Origin of the sequence: Candidatus Symbiobacter mobilis CR, from assembly GCF_000477435.1 — a bacterium.
GTDB lineage: Bacteria > Pseudomonadota > Gammaproteobacteria > Burkholderiales > Burkholderiaceae_C > Rhodoferax > Rhodoferax mobilis.
Map to the genome: position 1 here is coordinate 2,682,811 of NC_022576.1, position 16,250 is coordinate 2,699,060.

Below are 16,250 nucleotides of genomic sequence, written 5' to 3' on the forward strand. Positions count from 1 at the left end.
ACCGGCTTTAGCCGGTCAGCTTTAGCTACGCGAATAAGCCTCAAAAAAGGGGACGGCATGGATTATAGATACGGAAGTCATACAGTATTCCAGATAGAGTATCACTTTGTATGGGTTACGAAATACCGTTACAAGGTTCTGACGGGAGAAATTGGGGAGCGGGTCAGAGAGCTAGTGCGAGAAACATGTGAGGCATTTGAAATCAGGATTGTGAAGGGTGTGGTAAGTAAGGATCACGTGCATATCTTGGTAAGTTGCCCGCCGGTAATGGCACCAAGTGAGATTGTCCGGAGGCTGAAAGGGCGGACAGCAAGCAAGCTGTTGGAAGAGTTTCCACACATAAAAAAGAGATACTGGGGACGTCACTTTTGGGCGAGAGGATACTTTTGTGCAACTGTAGGGCAGATGACAGAAGAAATGATTAAGAGCTACTTAGAACACCATTTTGAACCGAGGCAGAACGATGATTTCAAGATGGAGCCGGGCTAAAACGCGTCGTTCAGCCGACGCGTATCCGGACTTTCAGTCCGTAATATCAACCCACCAGCTTTAGCTGGTGGTTGTTGAGTTGAGCATTTTGAGCTTCTAATTGTTTTCGTAGGGCATTGATTTCCAAATGTCGGTTAATGCGAGCAAGAACCTCATCAGGCTGAAATGATTTGGTAATATAATCAACAGCCCCCATTTCAAGCCCCTTTATTTTATCTGTCTGATGAACATCTGCGATAATAAAAATTACTGGAATTCCCGCAGTTTCAGAGTTGTTCTTCAACTTTTCACATACCTCAAATCCATCCATGACTGGCATACGCACATCAAGCAAAATAAGGTCTGGGTTGCTTTGAGCTGCTTTTTGAAGTCCGCTTTCACCGTTATGCGCAATCATTAGATTAAAACCCCATAATTTCAGATCTTCGATCAAAACAAGAAGATCGGTAGGGTTACCATTTATTATTAAAATGGTCTGATCTTTTTTCATAAATTTTCACCTGTACCAGTGCTTGTTGAATCATCATAGGTAAAACTGAGTTTGCAATAGCCCTGTTTTTCTGACCTTTTTGGAAAATACACTGTTCTTAAGGGCTTTCTTCGCGCAAGTACTTTTCTGAAAGTCTATATTTTTGTGTTTGAATTTGCAAGAGAAACGCGCGCAATAATAATACCAATTTCTTTGAAGTATCATATTAATTTTTTTTAAAAGTTTTATTTTAAATACGCTGCAAAAAATGAATTATTTCATTAGGGAATTGGTATAATATAACGTGCAGTATACACCGAGAGCGGTGTATACTCAGATTGATCAGAAGGTGTATAGCACATCGATTTCCCATGAAATCAGTGCATATACACCCATTTCACGCACTGGCATGACAGTCGAAGCCCCCGCACCACACACTCCATCGCCGCCCAAACTGCTGGATCAGTTGCGGGAGAAAATTCGCCTGCGGCACTATAGTATTCGTACCGAGACCCAGTACGTCCATTGGGTGAAGCATTGCATTCTGTTTGACAACAAACGTCACCCCAATCTCTTGGGCGCACCAGAAGTCGATGCCTATTTGACGCATTTGGCGGTGACAGGCAATGTTGCCGCATCGACGCAAAATCAGGCTTTGTCGGCTTTGCTTTTTTTGTACCGCAGCAGTGCTGGCGCAGGATTTGCCTTTGATGCAGGATATGGTGCGCGCCAAGCGTCCTGCGCGTTTGCCAGTGGTATTGACGCAGCGCGAGGTATTGGCTGTGCTGGATCGGATGGAGGGAACGCATGGACTGATGAACCGTACAAGAACTATTGGGCCATGCCGATGTAGAAATCACCATGATCTATACCCATGTGCTCAATAAGGGGGGCAAGGGCGTTACTAGTCCGTTGGATTCGTTGTGACCATCGTAGTGCATCGCTTTTCCTGAATGCAAAGAATGTCGATTTGATCCCAGATCGTCCATAAGCCCGTGGGGGTAGCGATACAAATTACCGGATTCGCCCCGGCGCATGGCCCATACGTAGCGTGGGGGGGTGGAGGATGGCGCGGTGTTGGGCGATCCAGGCTGCGCCTTGGGTGTGGGCCAGGTATAGGGCGCGGTAGTTGCCCCAGCAGGCGGTGGCCCAGCGCGATTGCTGCGTTACGGCCATGTCTTTGAGTTCGCGCAACATGCGCACGTGGGGGTTTGGAGGAGGCTCTTCGCTGGACGGCAGTGCGAGCTTGCAGGCCCGCAGGCCGTTGGCGGCATCTTCCAAAAAAGGGATCAGCAGCAGGGTGGTCAGCACGTCCAGATAGCGGGTGCGGTCAGCGGGCGGCGTTTCGTCGAAAAGCGCCACGCGGGCCGTTTTGCCCAGTTTGGCGCGGGCGTGTGCCAGCACGTCGTCCAGAAAAGCGACAAAGCGCGGCCAGAACGCCGCCCGTGCGATGAGGATATGCCCGCTGACGAAGCAGGCCGAGTGCGCGACGGTGTCCGGGCTGTCCCCATCCAGCCCCGCTGCGTCAAGCACCGCGCGTGCCAGCGTTCCGCAGTGGGGGTGCGTGTGTTCGGCGTAGAGCCAGGGGTTGTGGTACAGCGCTTCGACCTCGGCAGGGGCTTGGCAGAAGCAAACGTCGGCTTCGCCCGCACCGGCGCACTCCTGCACCGCGTTCGCCAGCGTGGCGGCGTTCCATCCGGTTTGCGTCCAACCTTCGGTGCCGACCAGCCCGTACCAGTCAGCGCGGGGCTTGCGTTGGGTGGCGTGGGCCAGGGCACGCAGCGCACCCAATGTCGCGCAAGCATCCTCGGCGGGGAGGGCAGGCAAGGCAGTGCAGCCCGGCGCCACGGTGCCAGGGTAGGCGTACCACCGTATCTGGGGCGCGGAAGGTGTGGAGGAGGATGGCGCGTGGGGGGAGGATGCAGCGCGTTGCGACGGGGCAGCGCGCCGGGCGGATGCTTTGGGGCTTGGGGCTTTGCGTGTCGCCATCGTGGTGCTTCCTCATGATGCTTCTTCATGATGCTTTTTCAGCGACCCGCCAAATGCTGCAATAGCTCTGCGGCCAGGTCGGCATGGCGGGTTCGGGCCGATTCGGCGCGGAGCAATGCGTGGCCGGTGCGTTGGGGGTGGGGCAGGGTGGCCAGTCGGTCAATGCGGCATTGCGCCAGCGTCAGCCCGGCGTAGCGGCAGTGTGAGAGGGTGTGCCGTTCACAAAACAGCGTGCCGAGTTTGGTGTAGACCGGGACGCCCAGCGAGAGCGCTTCGACTGTCGTCAGCCCCCCGCTGTACGGCCAGGTGTCGACGACGGCGTCGAGTTGGGCGACGGCTTCGAGGTATTCGCGGTGGCTGGAAGGGGTCAGGAATTCCAGCAAGACGCCGGGCAATGCATCGCAAATCCGTTGCCGAACGGGTGTGTGGGCGTACCGCTGGTCGATGCATCGCACGACGATGGGCGCAGTCTCCGCACCCTGCCAGCGTGCCAGGCACGTTGTCAGTTCGGCGAGAAAGGCACGCGAGAGCTTGGCCGGGTTGGCGATGACGCCGACGACGGTGGCGCGGCGGCTGCCATCGTCGGCGATGGGGGAGGGCATGTACGGGGGCGGGGTGTAGGTCACGTACCCCGAGCGCAGGCGGATCAGCGGTTCGCTGTAGAGCGCATCGCTGCCACGGGGGGTTTGGTAGCGGTCGGTCAGAAAGCCGTCGAAGCTGCGCAGGCCGGTGGTGACGGATTGCCCGCCGACCCACTTGAGCATCCGCCGCACGGGTTTGGATGCCAGCGCGTGCAGCGCGGCAGGGTCCATCCATCCGCCCAGGTCGATCAGCGCGTCGAGGTTCTGGCGCTCCAATTCTTTGGCCAACGGTGCGCTGGCCAGCGCGGCGACGTCGTTCCATTCGCTGGCGATGGCGCGGAAGCGTTGCGTGGCCCAGTCTTCCTTGTTGCCACGGCGTAGTACGACTAGATTGACGGCGCTGGCAAGCTGCTCCAGCGCACCGAACGCAAAAAAATACACGGGCGAAGCGCAAAACTGCGGCGACAGCAACCCCACGCGCAACCGCGCAGCAGTACGGGTGCTGCGGGTGCGGCCGCCGCTGCGGGCCGGTGGAGCGGGTTGTGACGCCGGTTGTAGAGCGGTTGGTGGCGTTGGCTGCGGGGCGGGCATGTGCGTGCGGCCGAAGTCGAGGAACGCGGCGTTGAGGTCGCTTGCGCTGCCGTCGCGGTCGTAAAGCTGGGTGATCAGGGTGGTGATCAGCGCGTCAGCGCCGTGGCGGGGGTCGCCCAGCAAGGGTTGGACGAGCGCACGGGCTTGCCGGGGGTCGCAGAGCAGTTGCAGGGTCAGCCGCGCCAGTTCGACGCGCACTTCGGCGTTCTGCGGTAGGCGCTGGTGCAGGGTGCGCAGCACGTCGAGCGCGCCGGGTTTGTCCTGCGCCAGGATCAGCGCTTTGGCCAGCACCAGGGCCGATTGCCACAGGCCCGGCTGTCGTTGCAGAGCACGGCGAGCGTGGGCGATGGCCTCCGGCGGATGTTGCAAGGCCAGGTGGCACAGCGCCAGGTTGTGCGCGACGACGGCGTCGTCTCGCAGTGCCCGCGCCTGTTCATAGCAATGCAGCGCCTCAGCCCAGCGCTCCGCATTGCGCAGGGCATCGGCCTGTTGCAACCAGCGCAGCAGGGGGGGCGAAGGGGCGGCATTCATGGGCTTGCCTACAAAAACTATGTCGCGCCGAACAGCAGTGCCTGCACTCCTTCCAGCGCGGCGTCGAGGTCGGTGGCGCACTGGAGTTGCAGATCAAGCCACTTTTCTCCCAGGGTGAGCAGCGCGGTGAGGTACTCGGTGCGCGTGCGTTGCAGCGCCTGCACGGCGTGGAGCACGGCGATGCGCGTGCGTACCCCGCCAGCAAAACTCTGTTCATTGGCGTACAGGCTTTGCTGCGCGGCGTGGATCGCTTCGCGGCGGATGGCGATTTCGGCCAGCGAGGACTGCACTTCCGCGTAGAGCCGCTGTACGTCGAGCTGGACCTGCGTGCGTGCGCCGCGTTCGAGTTCGCGCAGACGTTGCACTTCGATTCCGGCGGACTGGATGCGCAGGTAGCCGCTCATGTCCACCGGCACTTCCCAACGCAGCACCAGGCCGGAATTCGTCGTGCTCGTTCCGCTCGATGTCGAATGTTGAAAGACGGCGTTGAGCGAAGGCAGGTACGCCGCCTTGGCCCGCTTGCGCGAGATGTCGCCCAGCGTCACAGCCAGTACGCGGGTGCGCAGCGTAGGGTGCGCATCGGCCTGCGCCAGCAGCGTGTCCAGTGGGGGCAGCGTCAGCGCAATGGCCCTGTCGTGCAACGGGTAGGCGTTTGCAGCAGGTGGGGCGCCGACGATGCTTTGGTACTGGCGGGTGGCGGCTTCGAGCGCGGCGCGCAAGGTGTGCTCTTGGGAACGCGCCTGGGCCAGCAGGACTTGCGCGTCGAGGACGTCGGTAACCGTCCCCCGGCCCAGTTCGTAGGTACGCTGGGCGGCCTGCATCTGTGCCTGGACGGCTTCGAGCGTCTTGGTGTTGAGTACGCGCTGCTCGCGCGCGGCGCACAGGGCGCGAACGGCTTGGAACAGCCTGCGCGCCAAGTCCTGGCGGCTTTGGGTGTGCTGGTGCTCCGCCATCGCCGCGCGCGGCTCTTTTTCCTGCAAGGCAAGCCAACGATCCGCATGCAACACCGGCTGGCTCAGGCTGAAAGTCTGCCGGTCGGTGCCTTCGTTCGGGAGCTGCGTGCGGCTGAGCGAAGCCTGCGGGTAGTAGGACATCCCCGCAGTGGCGGCCTGCATCTGTGCTGTTTGATATTCGGCCAGCGATGCAGCAAAGGTGGCATCGTTGTTTTGGGCGGTGTGAAAGTCCGCAAGCAGGCCGCTGGCCTGGGCGGTACACCATGCTAGTGCGCAGACGGCGATGCACGCCCGGCGCAGCAGGAACGCATTCATTCCTTGAAAGACCGGGCCAGCCGGTCGGTCAGGGGTTTGAGCAGATAGCTCAGGAAGCTGCGTTCCCCGGATTTGACGATGACTTCGACGGGCATGCCGGGCAGGATGTGGTGCCCTGCCAGGCGATGTTGTGCATCGGGGGTTGTTTCGACGTGGATCAGGTAGTACTCCTCCGGGTACTCCGGTGGCTGGGGGGGCAGGCGATCCGCGCCGACGAGACGCACCACGCCTTCGACGACCGGCGTCGTGATGCGCTGGAAGGCGGAAAAGCGCAGATCGGCAGTCATCCCCACGCGCACCTTGTCGATGAGGTGGGGCGGCACTGCGGCTTCGGCGATCAGGGTCTGCCCGGCGGGGACGATTTCCATCAGCACTTGCCCTGCCGTGATGACGCCGCCGACGGTGTGTACCTTCAGCCCGACGACCGTTCCGCTGGCGGGGGCCTTGAGGTTGCTGTGGCTGCGGTCGAAGCGTAACGAGGCCACGCGGGCGCGGACGGTTTCGCGCTGCTTTTGCGTTTCGGTGATCTGCGCGTCGACGTCCTTGAGGAAGGCTGCGCGCAGCTTGCTCAGTTCAAGTTGGTTCGAGGCAATGGCGGTGCGGATCGTTCCGATTTCCGCGACGAGCGTGGCCAAGGTGGCTTGCGCTTCGGAGAGCGAGCGCTCGGCATCGCGCGCAGTGCTGCGGGGGACGTAGCCGTCCTTCGCAAGCTGTTGCAGGTTGCGGGTTTCTTCGGCCAGCGGGGCCAGTTGTTCCTGGCGCAGGCGCAGTACGGTTTCCTGCGCCTGGAGCTGCTGGAGCAGGCCGCGATGTTTTTCGTGGAGGATGTCGGTCTGGTCACGCATTTCAGCGCGGCGCGAGCGGAACAGCGCGAATTGCAGGCGTTGTGCTTCGGCCACCTGGTCGTGTTGACCGAAGGACCGCAAATCGGTGTCCCACACGATGGTGTCCGATCCCACCTGCTCAGCCAGTAGCCGCGAATACACCGCTGCGGCGTTGATGTATTCGTACTCTGCCTGTCGCAGGTTCGCATCGATGTTGAGGGGGTTGATGCGCAGCACCACGTCGCCTTGGCGCACCTGTGCTCCTTCGCGAACCAGAATTTCCTCGACTACCCCGCCGGAGGGATGCTGCACGGCCTTGCGGCTGCCGAGGACGACGACCTTGCCGTTGACGACGACGCCGGAATCGAGCGGGGCGACGATGGCCCATACCAGGAAGATGGCAAAAGTGACGACGACGACCTTGCCAGCCAGTTTTTTGATCCCTGCTTCTTCAATGCGAACGGGCGCGATGCCGTCTTGCGTCACCCCTTCTGGAACATAGGGATTGAAGGATTCCGCCCACCGCCCCAGGCGGTCGATGCCCGCGTCGAGGGCGTTGTGTACACGCTCGAAGGGGTTTTTCATGCTGGGGCCTTCTTGAGGGCGGGTGCGGCACCTTGTTGGGCATGCTGAAGCTGGTCCAACACTTCCTTGAGCGGGCCGAAGGCGACTTGCTGCCCTTCCCGCAAGACGAGCGCCAGGTCTGCCAATCCGACGAGTTTGGGGCGGTGGCTGCTGAATACGACGACGGCCTTGCGTTCCTTGAGCTGGGCCAGCAGGGTGGCGAGGGCGCGTTCGCCGTCGTCGTCGAGGTTGGCGTTGGGTTCGTCGAAGACGACAAGGACGGGGTCTCCATACAGTGCGCGGGCAATGGCCAGCCGCTGCTTTTGCCCGCCGGTGATGGGGTGGCCGCTTTCGCCGATGGGGGTGTCGTAGCCTTGGGGAAGGCCGAGGATGGTCTCGTGCAGGCCGATGGCCTGCGCGGCGCGAACGACCTTGTCGGGATCGACATCGCCCAGCCGTGCGATGTTGTCGGCGACGGTACCTTCGAAGAGCGCGATGTCTTGCGGAACATAGCCGATATGGGTGCCCAGGTCGTTGCGTACCCACGCGCCGATGTCCGCCCCATCAAGGCGCACGCTGCCATGCGTGGGTTCCCAGATGCCGACGAGCAGCCGCAATAGCGAGGTTTTGCCCGCAGCACTGGGGCCTAGCACCGCGACGATCTGCCCAGGTTGTGCCCCCCAGTGCAGTGCGCTCAGAACGGGCCTGCGTGCGGTGGCGGGCTGCCAAACCATTTCTCGCACTTCGAGCACGCCGGTAGGGGCAGGCAGGGGCATGCGCTGTCGCAGGGCTTCATCTTCGGCAACCATTGCATTGAGCCGTTCCAACGATTGCCGCGCCGCTTCGATGGCAGGCCAGCTTCCCATGACCTGCTTGATCGGGCTGATGGCGCGGGAGAGCAGAAAACTCGCTGCGATGACCATCCCCCCGGTGATCAACCCTTCAATCGCCAAAAAGCACGCCAGCGCCATTTGCAGCGAAGGCAGCGCGTGCGCGATATATCCCGTCGCGCCGCCAAGCAGCCCGGCGGATTCGCTGGCATTGACTTGCAGCGACAAGAACCGTTGGTGCTCCTGGTACCAGCGTTTGCGGATGGCCGACTGCATCCCCAGCGCCAGCGCGGTGTCGGACTGGCGCAGGCTTTGCGCTGCGACACGCTTGGAACGCGCGGAGGCATCGTTCGCTTCACGCAATGCGGGCGCAGTGACCCGGCGCGTAGAGTACGCAGCCAACCATTGCACGAGCGTCGCTACGAAGATGAAGATCGCCAGGTAAGGGTGGAATGCCCAGCCGATGACGATGAAAAACACGGCATACGGCGCGCTCATCAGCGCGAGTACTGCGGGGCCAGTAAGGAATTGGCGCAATTGCACGACATCGCTAAGCACTTGGTGTACGTCCACATCCTTGCGTGCGACGTAGCGGCGGAAGGAGGTGTCGAAGACCCGCGCAGCAATATCCCAGTCGATGCGCAGGGAAATGCGCACCATCATCCGTGACCGCACCCATTCCAGCCCGGACCAGAAGCCGTAGACCAGCATCACCAGCGCAGTTAGCGAAACGAGGGTGACAACACTACGGCTGCTGATGACCCGGTCGAACACGTTCCACATGAACACGATCGGGGTGATCGACAGCGCTTCGATGACGAAAGTGAGTACGGCGACGAAAACAAAAGACCGCTTGCATTGCCGCAGCAGGTCGGACACCGGGCGGGGTGCCTGCGCGTTGGCAGTGCCCAGAAAACGGTCGAGCAAGCCTGGCATAGGGCGACGGAGTGGAGAAAAAAAACGCGGAAAAAAAAGGCGACCGCCAGGGTCGCCTTGTCGTAAGCCACGAGGGCCAAGTCGGCCGGGGGAGGTTTCGTTGACCTCGTGGACTTCGTAGACCGCAGGGGCCGCAGAGGCCGGTTAGGCCTTGAGATCGAGTGGATCGTCCCCGTCTGCGCCTTGCAGGTAGTCAATACCCAGGAGCTGGATGTCGTCGAGAACGTCGGCACTGAGGGATGCGACGTCGTTGTTGCCAACATGCAGCGTGACTTCGTCGGCTTCGTCGAAGACGGGAGCTTCCGAAGCGGCAAACTTCGCAAGGACGTCTTGGATCGCAGCTTCGAGATCGTCAGTCTCCATCTCGTCGGCCACATTGCCGCCGACTTGCAGGGCGACTACGTCTTCCCCGTCGGTGACATGGACGGAGTCGATGCCCAAGTGGCCCAGGTCTGCCAGGGAGGGATCGCCGTCGCCCAGCAAAGCGGTAGCAGCCACATCGGCGTCCAGGTCCAGCGTAACCATCGAACCCGCCGCAAAGTCAAGGCCCGCAGTGATGAGCGCGGTAACGTCAGCAAGGTCGAGCACAGCATCATCGGTAGCGCAGAGGTGGTCGATGCCGCTGGCAACGAGTTTCTCTGCTGCTGCCCCGGCTGTCGAGAACTGCGCCACATTGGCAGCAGGCAGATGCAGCGTGACGTCCAGAGAATCAGCGAATGTCACGAGCGTGGTGCTGGCTGCAAATTGCGCAATGCTGACGCCCAAACCACCGGCGATATCCACCTGCATTGCTGGGTTGTCGGTAGAAACGACATGGTCGATGCCCAGTCCAGACAGGTTGGAAAGCGAGGTGTTGAGTGCAATGGTGCCATCGGCATCGGACATATCGACGGTGACATCCAGCGCAGAAGCAAAGCTGGGGGAATCAAAATTCCCCGCAACGGCGCCAAACCCTCCATCCACCACCACGTCTTGACCGATACCACCCGTGACATGGTCGATGCCCATGCCAGCCAAGCCGGAAAGCGACGAGTTGAGCTGGACGGTGCCATCTACGTCGCCATCCAAGCCAGCATCGGCCTGGGTCAACTGCAAGGTGACGTCCAACGCATCGTTGAAATCCAGCCCGAGGCTATTCAAGGTGGCGGAGCCGATGTTGCCGACACCACCCTGGATGACGAAATCATCTCCAGCATTGCCAGTGACTGGATTGGTGCTCATGGCAGCCAACTGGACTAGCGATTGAGAAACATTGGTAGGCCCGGTAGGCGTAGGTTCGACGGGAGCAGGATCGTCATCCGACCCACCAGCCGCAGCAGCCACAGCCAAGCCTACGCCGCCGATCACGGCAAACGTTCCCAGCGACATCCCCACTACCGCAGATGCTGCCGCAATGCCTGTGCTGGCCACGGCCGCGCCAGCGCTGGCTGCCACGGAACCCGCTGCTGCTGCGGCTTCGCCAGCTACGCCTGCAGCGGTTTCCACGCCGCTGGCTACTGCCCCGGTTCCGGAAGAGGCACTGCCACTGGCAGCCCCGGCTTCCGCGCCTGTGGGCGCAACGGTGCCTGGTGTTGCCACAGGAGTAGCAGGAGTAGCAGGAGCAACAGGACTCTGCATTTGCGCCATAGTCTGGGCATGCTGGCCTGTTGCGGAGACGTCACGCGAATGGGTGACGAATGCACCGTGGGATTCCGCAGCAGTGGAAGCACCAGATTCGATAGGGGCAGAAGGGTCCAACCCTGCAACCCCTTGGCTTGGGGAAACACCCAAGCCCGAGGAAGAGGAAGCGACGACTTGATCGCCCAGAAGGGCAGCCATGCCTACAGCCAGGGCGGAGGAAGCTCCTTTCTTGGCAGAAGCAGCCTTGTTTTTGCGGGAGGGTTGACTCGACATTCCGAAAAACCTTTCTTCGGCAGGAACAAATGGCCTGGCACACGCGGAAGGAATGCGCAGGAGGGATAAAGGGCGAAAGGATGCTACCACGCTGCCTTGTGTTACTGAGGCTGGGGATGTGGCGGGGGCTGTGGCTGCGATTGGGCCACCACTAGCAACACTGCTTCTCCATACGCAGCGAGTTTGCGTGCGCCTATGCCGGGGATGGTTTGCAATGCTTCCGGGGTGCGTGGGGCCATTTGTGCGATGGCGGCGAGCGTGGCGTCGTGAAAGATGATGTATGCGGGCAGGTTGTGCTCTTGCGCGACGGCGTGCCGCCAAGCCTTGAGCGCTGCGAAACGGCGTTTTGCAGCGTCGTCGAGCGCCGAAGCAGATGGTGGTGGGGTTTTGGTGGCTGGCGTGCTGCGTGGTGGTCGAAGCAGGGGCTGGCGCAGCAGGATGGGTACTTCCCCGCGCAAGACGGGCCGGGATCGTTCGGTCAGTTCCAGCGTTTGGTAGGCATCGACCCGCAATGCGCCGGTGGCCAGGAGCTGACGCAGCACGCTGCGCCATTGCGCTTCGCCGAGGTCGGCCCCGATACCAAAAGTACTGAGTCGAGCGTGGCCGAATTGCGACACCTTGGGGGTGTCTTTGCCGCGCAGGATGTCGACGATGTGCGTGGAGCCAAAACCAATGCCGCTGCTTTGGCGCACGCGGTATACCGTCGAGAGGAGCTTGCGTGCGGCTTCGGTCGCGTCCCACACTGCGGGGGGGGAAAGGCAGTTGTCGCAACGATTGCAGCGTAGGTCATCTGCAGGGTGCTCGCCGAAGTACGCCAGCAGGCGTTTGCGACGGCATTCCATGCTCTCCGCCAGCGCGAGCAGGGCTTCGAGCTTGGCAAGCATCCAGCGCTGGAATTCTTCCCCGCCAGTGCTTTCGTCGATCATCCTGCGCTGGGTCACGACGTCTTGCATGCCGTAGCACATCCAAGCGTCGGCAGGTTCGCCATCCCGGCCTGCGCGGCCGGTTTCCTGGTAGTAGCCCTCAATGTTTTTGGGCATATCCAGGTGCGCGACGAAGCGCACGTCGGGCTTGTCGATGCCCATGCCGAAGGCGATCGTCGCGACCATGACGACGCCTTCTTCGCGCAAAAAAGTGTCCTGATTGCGTTGGCGGGTGTGTGCGTCGAGGCCAGCGTGGTACGGCAAGGCGACCAGTCCGTGTTCGCGCAACGATTGCGCGGTGGCTTCGACCTTCTTGCGCGATTGGCAGTACACGATGCCGCTGTCCCCGGCGTGCCCTTCGCGCAGAAAGTGCAGGAGCTGGCGCAGGGGGTCGTGTTTTTCGACGATCGTGTAGTGCAGGTTGGGGCGGTCGAAACTGCTCACGAACACCCGCGCAGCTTGCAATTGCAGGCGTTCGACGATGTCTGCGCGGGTCAATGGGTCTGCCGTTGCCGTCAGTGCGATGCGGGGAACGTTGGGGTAGCGTTCGTACAAGATCGACAGTTCGCGGTACTCGGGCCGGAAGTCGTGCCCCCATTGGCTCACGCAATGCGCCTCGTCGATGGCGAAAAGCGCCAGTGCCCCGCGTTGGTACAGCGTGTCGAGCTGGTCGAGGAACCGGGGTGACAGTACGCGCTCCGGCGCGGCGTAGAGCAACGTCCATTCCCCGCGTAGCAGGCGGCGCTGCGTTTCGTAGGCATCGTCCATGCCGAGCGACGAATTCAGGTACGCGGCCTCTACCCCCACTTCGTGCAAGGCGCTGACTTGGTCGTGCATCAGCGCGATCAGTGGCGAGACGACGAGGGTTACGCCTAAGCCAGCACGCGCCCGGGCGATGGCGGGGATTTGGTAGCACAGGCTTTTTCCGCCACCGGTGGGCATGAGCACCAGGGCGTCGCCCCCCTGGGTCACGTGCTCCATGATCTCCTGCTGCGCGCCGCGAAACGACGTGTAACCAAAGACATCACGCAAGATGGCGGATAAGGGCACGGTGCTGGGGAACGCGGAAGGGGGAGGGACGATGCGGGGCGGGCGATGGTACGAGGTCGGCCTAGGAGACGACGCTGATGGGCTTTGCGATGGTTTTCGTCGGCGCAAAGGGGGTGTGGCCACCTTGGAACCCGGACGAAAGCCGACATGGCGCCATCCCTACAATTTTTGAGACAGATTCCCGGCTCCGTTTGGAAAGTTTTCTCCCGGCAATCCATGGCTGGCAGTCTGCCTCAGCACTTCTTCCCCCCAGCAACTATCCAGAACCATCCTGTAGGCCAGGGTCATGGCTGACCGCCCTGCAGGGCGGGGTTCCAAACCGGTATTCGTTTTTCGATGACACAGCACGCAACGCGGTTGATCCAGCCTGGAACGGTGGCGTTGCTGTCGTTTGTCGTGCTACTGCATGGATGGCTATTGGGCGCCGTGACTGTGCGGTCGGACTGGGCGGCGGTTTCAGCGTACTCTGCAGAGACGTTTTTTGCCAGGATCGTGCAGCAGTCGCCGGTGCCCACTGCGCCAGCGATGCCGCCCACTCCTGCATCGCTCCGCCCCCAGGCACAGCCCCCAACCCACCCCCAAGATGCGCAGAAGCAGGTACCCCAAGCTGTACCCAAGCCCTTGCCTGCACCCACACCGGCAGCGCAGGATGCGGTGACTGCCCGCAAAAAAATCGCTGCAAATATCGCTGCATCCGGCGTAGGAACAACCATTCCAGACATTGATTTGCGTATGGGAAATGGGGAGCAAGGTACCGTTGCGCTAGAGGACGCAGCAACTCCCACCCCATCCGGGGAGGGTCATGCAACAGCGCAGGCCGTGCTGTCCAGCGCGGATGGGTTTCCAGGGGCGGTACGGTTGCGGTACGCAGTGCGGGCGAACAAGTTTCCCTATCGGCTCGACGCAGAGCTGTTGTGGGCGCAGCAAGAAGATGCCTATATGGTGCATTGGCAGGTCGGCGCGCTCGGCAAGATGCGTTCGCAATCCAGCCGGGGGAAGGTCGGCAACGAGGGGCTGATGCCCACGCGGTTTTCCGACAAATACCGCAGCGAGGTGGCCGCGCATTTCGATTACGCAACCGCTAGGGTGCGGTTCAGCGCCAACACGCCCGATGCCACGCTCCATACCGGTGCGCAGGATCGGCTGAGTCTTTTCGTCCAGTTGGCCGCGCTCGTCGGCGCGAATGTCGAGTACTTTGTGGCCGGAAAAACGTGGACGGTACAGGTGGTCGGGCCGCGTTCCGCCGAGTTCTGGACGTTGCGCTTTGGCAAGGAAGAGCTGCTCGACCTCCCGGGGGGCAAGATGCATGCCCTCCATCTGGTGCGCGAACCCGTACAGACTTACGACCAGAAGATCGAACTCTGGCTGGCTCCCCGGCTTAGCTATCTGCCCGCGAGGCTGCGCATGACCGAGGCCGATGGCGATGTGCTGGACATGCTTTGGGCATCGAGTGAACCGGTCGAGGGATGGCCGCCGGAAGCAGGGGTGCCGCAATGATGCAGCAATCCCTGACTGATCCATCCTTGTGCGTGCTGGGCTTCGAATCGTCGTGTGACGAAACGGGGGTTGCGTTGGTCGAGGCAATGGGCCGTTCCACGCCGAGGTTGCTGGCCCATGCACTGCATAGCCAGGTCGAACTGCACGGTGCTTACGGTGGCGTGGTGCCGGAACTGGCGAGTCGGGATCACATCCGCAGGCTGTTGCCGTTGACGCGATCTGTGTTGGCGCAAGCGCAGCGCAGGTTGTCCGACGTCGATGTGATCGCGTTCACCCGGGGCCCCGGGTTGGCCGGGGCGTTGCTGGTTGCAGCGGGAACGGCCTGTGCGATGGGCGCTGCCTTGGGCAAGCCGGTGTTGGGCGTACATCATCTGGAAGGGCATTTGCTCTCGCCGTTCCTGGCCGAGGACCCGCCGTGCTTTCCCTTCGTCGCGCTGCTGGTTTCCGGCGGGCATACGCAGTTGATGCGTGTCGAAGGCGTGGGAAAGTACGTGCTGTTGGGCGAGTCGATCGACGACGCTGCGGGGGAAGCCTTCGACAAGATCGCCAAAACCTTGGGCCTGGGTTATCCCGGAGGCCCCGCATTGGCGAAGCTGGCGCAGGAGGGCAAGGCGGATGCATTCCGGTTTCCCCGCCCGTTGTTGCATGTACCGGGGTGGGATTTCTCTTTTGCCGGGCTAAAAACTGCCGTTGCGCGGCAGGTGGCGCTGCACGCGAATGGGGCAGACCTGGCTACGGCTTTGTATATGGCCTTGCGCGCAGATTGGGCTGCATCGGCGCAGGAAGCGATCGTCGATGTGCTCGTCGCCAAGACGTTGGGGGCCTTGCGCGCAACGCGGATGGATCGGCTGGTCGTCGCTGGCGGAGTGGGCGCGAATCGAAGGCTGCGCGAACGGCTTGATGCTGCATGCAGCCAAGCAGGGGTGCGCGTGCATTACCCACCCGTTGCACTGTGTACCGACAACGGCGCCATGATCGCGATGGCGGCGGCAATGCGCATCGCCCACGGGGTAGAGCGTGCCGAGACGACCTACGCCTTTGATGTGCGGCCGCGCTGGCCGTTGGACGCGGTGTGCGGCAGCGGGTAGGAACCGCGTCGTTGGGTTCCGCTCACTGCGGGGGTTGCCGGTATTCCGCCATGATGCAGGGGAAGTATTGCAACCCATCCTGGCTTCCGAGGAACTCGCGTGCGCAGTCGACGAATTGGTTGCGAAACACCGCCCGCACGTTATCGTCCTTGGCCAGGTTCATCCCATCCCGTGGTAATGATGCCGTCAGCCGCTGGGTCAAGGCAGCGACATGGGTACGTTCGTCGGTCAGGATATGGGGTACCGACACCTCTTGCGAGACCAGCTTGACCTGTGGCGTGCCGATCAGCGCGGGCGGGTCGCAGGTCAGGCGCAAGTAGGGCGATTCGTACGCAACATCGCAAGGCTCTGCGATGGGGTCGGCGCCAAACTGGAACGTGACAGCGTATTTGGCGAACAAGACGACATCGGCTTTGAGTTTGTGCTTTTCTTTGATGAAGCGTTCCGACAGGGTGTAGTCCCGAACCATGCGAACGTTGAAGGTGCGCGTCTGTGTCAGGAGGTGAATCTTCAGTGGAGCCAGGTATTCCTTGAACTTGTCGTATTCGTCGAGTTTTTTCTTGGTGGACTCGATTTCCGACCCCACCTTGAGGATCTTGACAGCCGCTTCCTGTTGTTCCTCGATCCGTTTGAACTGCACGTAGATGTAGGTAGCAAAGGCGCTCAACAGGCTGCCTGCTATGCCTAGTGCGGTGGCGCGCTCCATAAGTTATAGGGTGGTGGCCGG

Annotated in this window: 13 protein-coding genes; 4 read left to right on the forward strand and 9 right to left on the reverse strand. The window is 61.4% G+C overall.

Features of this window, described 5'->3' with window-relative positions; genetic code table 11:
* Nucleotides 1-57 precede the first annotated feature (57 nt).
* Nucleotides 58-489: an IS200/IS605 family transposase gene (gene tnpA, locus CENROD_RS10965; protein ID WP_022776326.1), complete on the forward strand. Its 432-nt coding sequence runs from the start codon at nucleotides 58-60 to the stop codon at nucleotides 487-489.
* 46 nt (nucleotides 490-535) lie between these two features.
* Here the strand turns inward: tnpA and CENROD_RS10970 are convergent, their stop codons facing one another.
* On the reverse strand, nucleotides 536-979 hold the full coding sequence (locus CENROD_RS10970) for a response regulator (protein WP_022776331.1): 444 nt from the start codon (nucleotides 977-979) through the stop codon (nucleotides 536-538).
* Nucleotides 980-1,367: 388 nt separating this feature from the next.
* On the opposite strand from CENROD_RS10970, the gene CENROD_RS10975 reads away from it, so the two are divergent.
* Nucleotides 1,368-1,811: a phage integrase N-terminal SAM-like domain-containing protein gene (locus tag CENROD_RS10975; protein ID WP_051360377.1), complete on the forward strand. Its 444-nt coding sequence runs from the start codon at nucleotides 1,368-1,370 to the stop codon at nucleotides 1,809-1,811.
* A 161-nt stretch (nucleotides 1,812-1,972) separates the two neighbouring features.
* On the opposite strand, the gene CENROD_RS10980 is transcribed toward CENROD_RS10975, so the two are convergent.
* The 7 genes from CENROD_RS10980 to recQ all read right to left on the reverse strand — a co-directional run bounded on the left by CENROD_RS10980 (nucleotide 1,973) and on the right by recQ (nucleotide 12,938).
* Nucleotides 1,973-2,947: a hypothetical protein gene (locus tag CENROD_RS10980; RefSeq protein WP_022776340.1), complete on the reverse strand. Its 975-nt coding sequence runs from the start codon at nucleotides 2,945-2,947 to the stop codon at nucleotides 1,973-1,975.
* Between the two features lie 38 nt (nucleotides 2,948-2,985).
* On the reverse strand, nucleotides 2,986-4,650 hold the full coding sequence (locus tag CENROD_RS10985; protein WP_022776344.1) for a tetratricopeptide repeat protein: 1,665 nt from the start codon (nucleotides 4,648-4,650) through the stop codon (nucleotides 2,986-2,988).
* A 17-nt stretch (nucleotides 4,651-4,667) separates the two neighbouring features.
* A complete protein-coding gene (locus tag CENROD_RS10990) occupies nucleotides 4,668-5,918 on the reverse strand; it encodes a TolC family protein (RefSeq protein WP_022776348.1) in 1,251 nt (416 codons plus the stop codon).
* Entirely contained in the window at nucleotides 5,915-7,327 is a 1,413-nt protein-coding gene (locus tag CENROD_RS10995; protein ID WP_022776352.1) for an HlyD family type I secretion periplasmic adaptor subunit, read from the reverse strand. The genes CENROD_RS10990 and CENROD_RS10995 overlap by 4 nt, the downstream gene beginning before the upstream one ends.
* Nucleotides 7,324-9,072 (reverse strand): type I secretion system permease/ATPase, encoded by a 1,749-nt coding sequence (locus CENROD_RS11000; protein WP_022776355.1) that lies wholly within the window; start codon nucleotides 9,070-9,072, stop codon nucleotides 7,324-7,326. The genes CENROD_RS10995 and CENROD_RS11000 overlap by 4 nt, the downstream gene beginning before the upstream one ends.
* 144 nt (nucleotides 9,073-9,216) lie before the next feature.
* A complete protein-coding gene (locus CENROD_RS11005) occupies nucleotides 9,217-10,965 on the reverse strand; it encodes a hypothetical protein (protein ID WP_022776358.1) in 1,749 nt (582 codons plus the stop codon).
* A gap of 101 nt (nucleotides 10,966-11,066) precedes the next feature.
* A complete protein-coding gene (recQ, locus tag CENROD_RS11010) occupies nucleotides 11,067-12,938 on the reverse strand; it encodes a DNA helicase RecQ (protein WP_022776360.1) in 1,872 nt (623 codons plus the stop codon).
* A 336-nt stretch (nucleotides 12,939-13,274) separates the two neighbouring features.
* Here recQ and CENROD_RS12720 point away from each other — a divergent pair, with 336 nt between their 5' ends.
* Together CENROD_RS12720 and tsaD are read left to right on the forward strand one after the other, a co-directional pair.
* Nucleotides 13,275-14,435: a DUF3108 domain-containing protein gene (locus CENROD_RS12720; protein WP_022776363.1), complete on the forward strand. Its 1,161-nt coding sequence runs from the start codon at nucleotides 13,275-13,277 to the stop codon at nucleotides 14,433-14,435.
* Nucleotides 14,432-15,523, forward strand: coding sequence for a tRNA (adenosine(37)-N6)-threonylcarbamoyltransferase complex transferase subunit TsaD (gene tsaD / locus CENROD_RS11020; RefSeq protein ID WP_022776366.1), 1,092 nt, complete (start codon nucleotides 14,432-14,434; stop codon nucleotides 15,521-15,523). The genes CENROD_RS12720 and tsaD overlap by 4 nt, the downstream gene beginning before the upstream one ends.
* A gap of 22 nt (nucleotides 15,524-15,545) precedes the next feature.
* Here the strand turns inward: tsaD and CENROD_RS11025 are convergent, their stop codons facing one another.
* Nucleotides 15,546-16,229, reverse strand: a complete 684-nt coding sequence (locus CENROD_RS11025; RefSeq protein ID WP_022776369.1) for a hypothetical protein — start codon at nucleotides 16,227-16,229, stop codon at nucleotides 15,546-15,548.
* Nucleotides 16,230-16,250 lie beyond the last annotated feature (21 nt).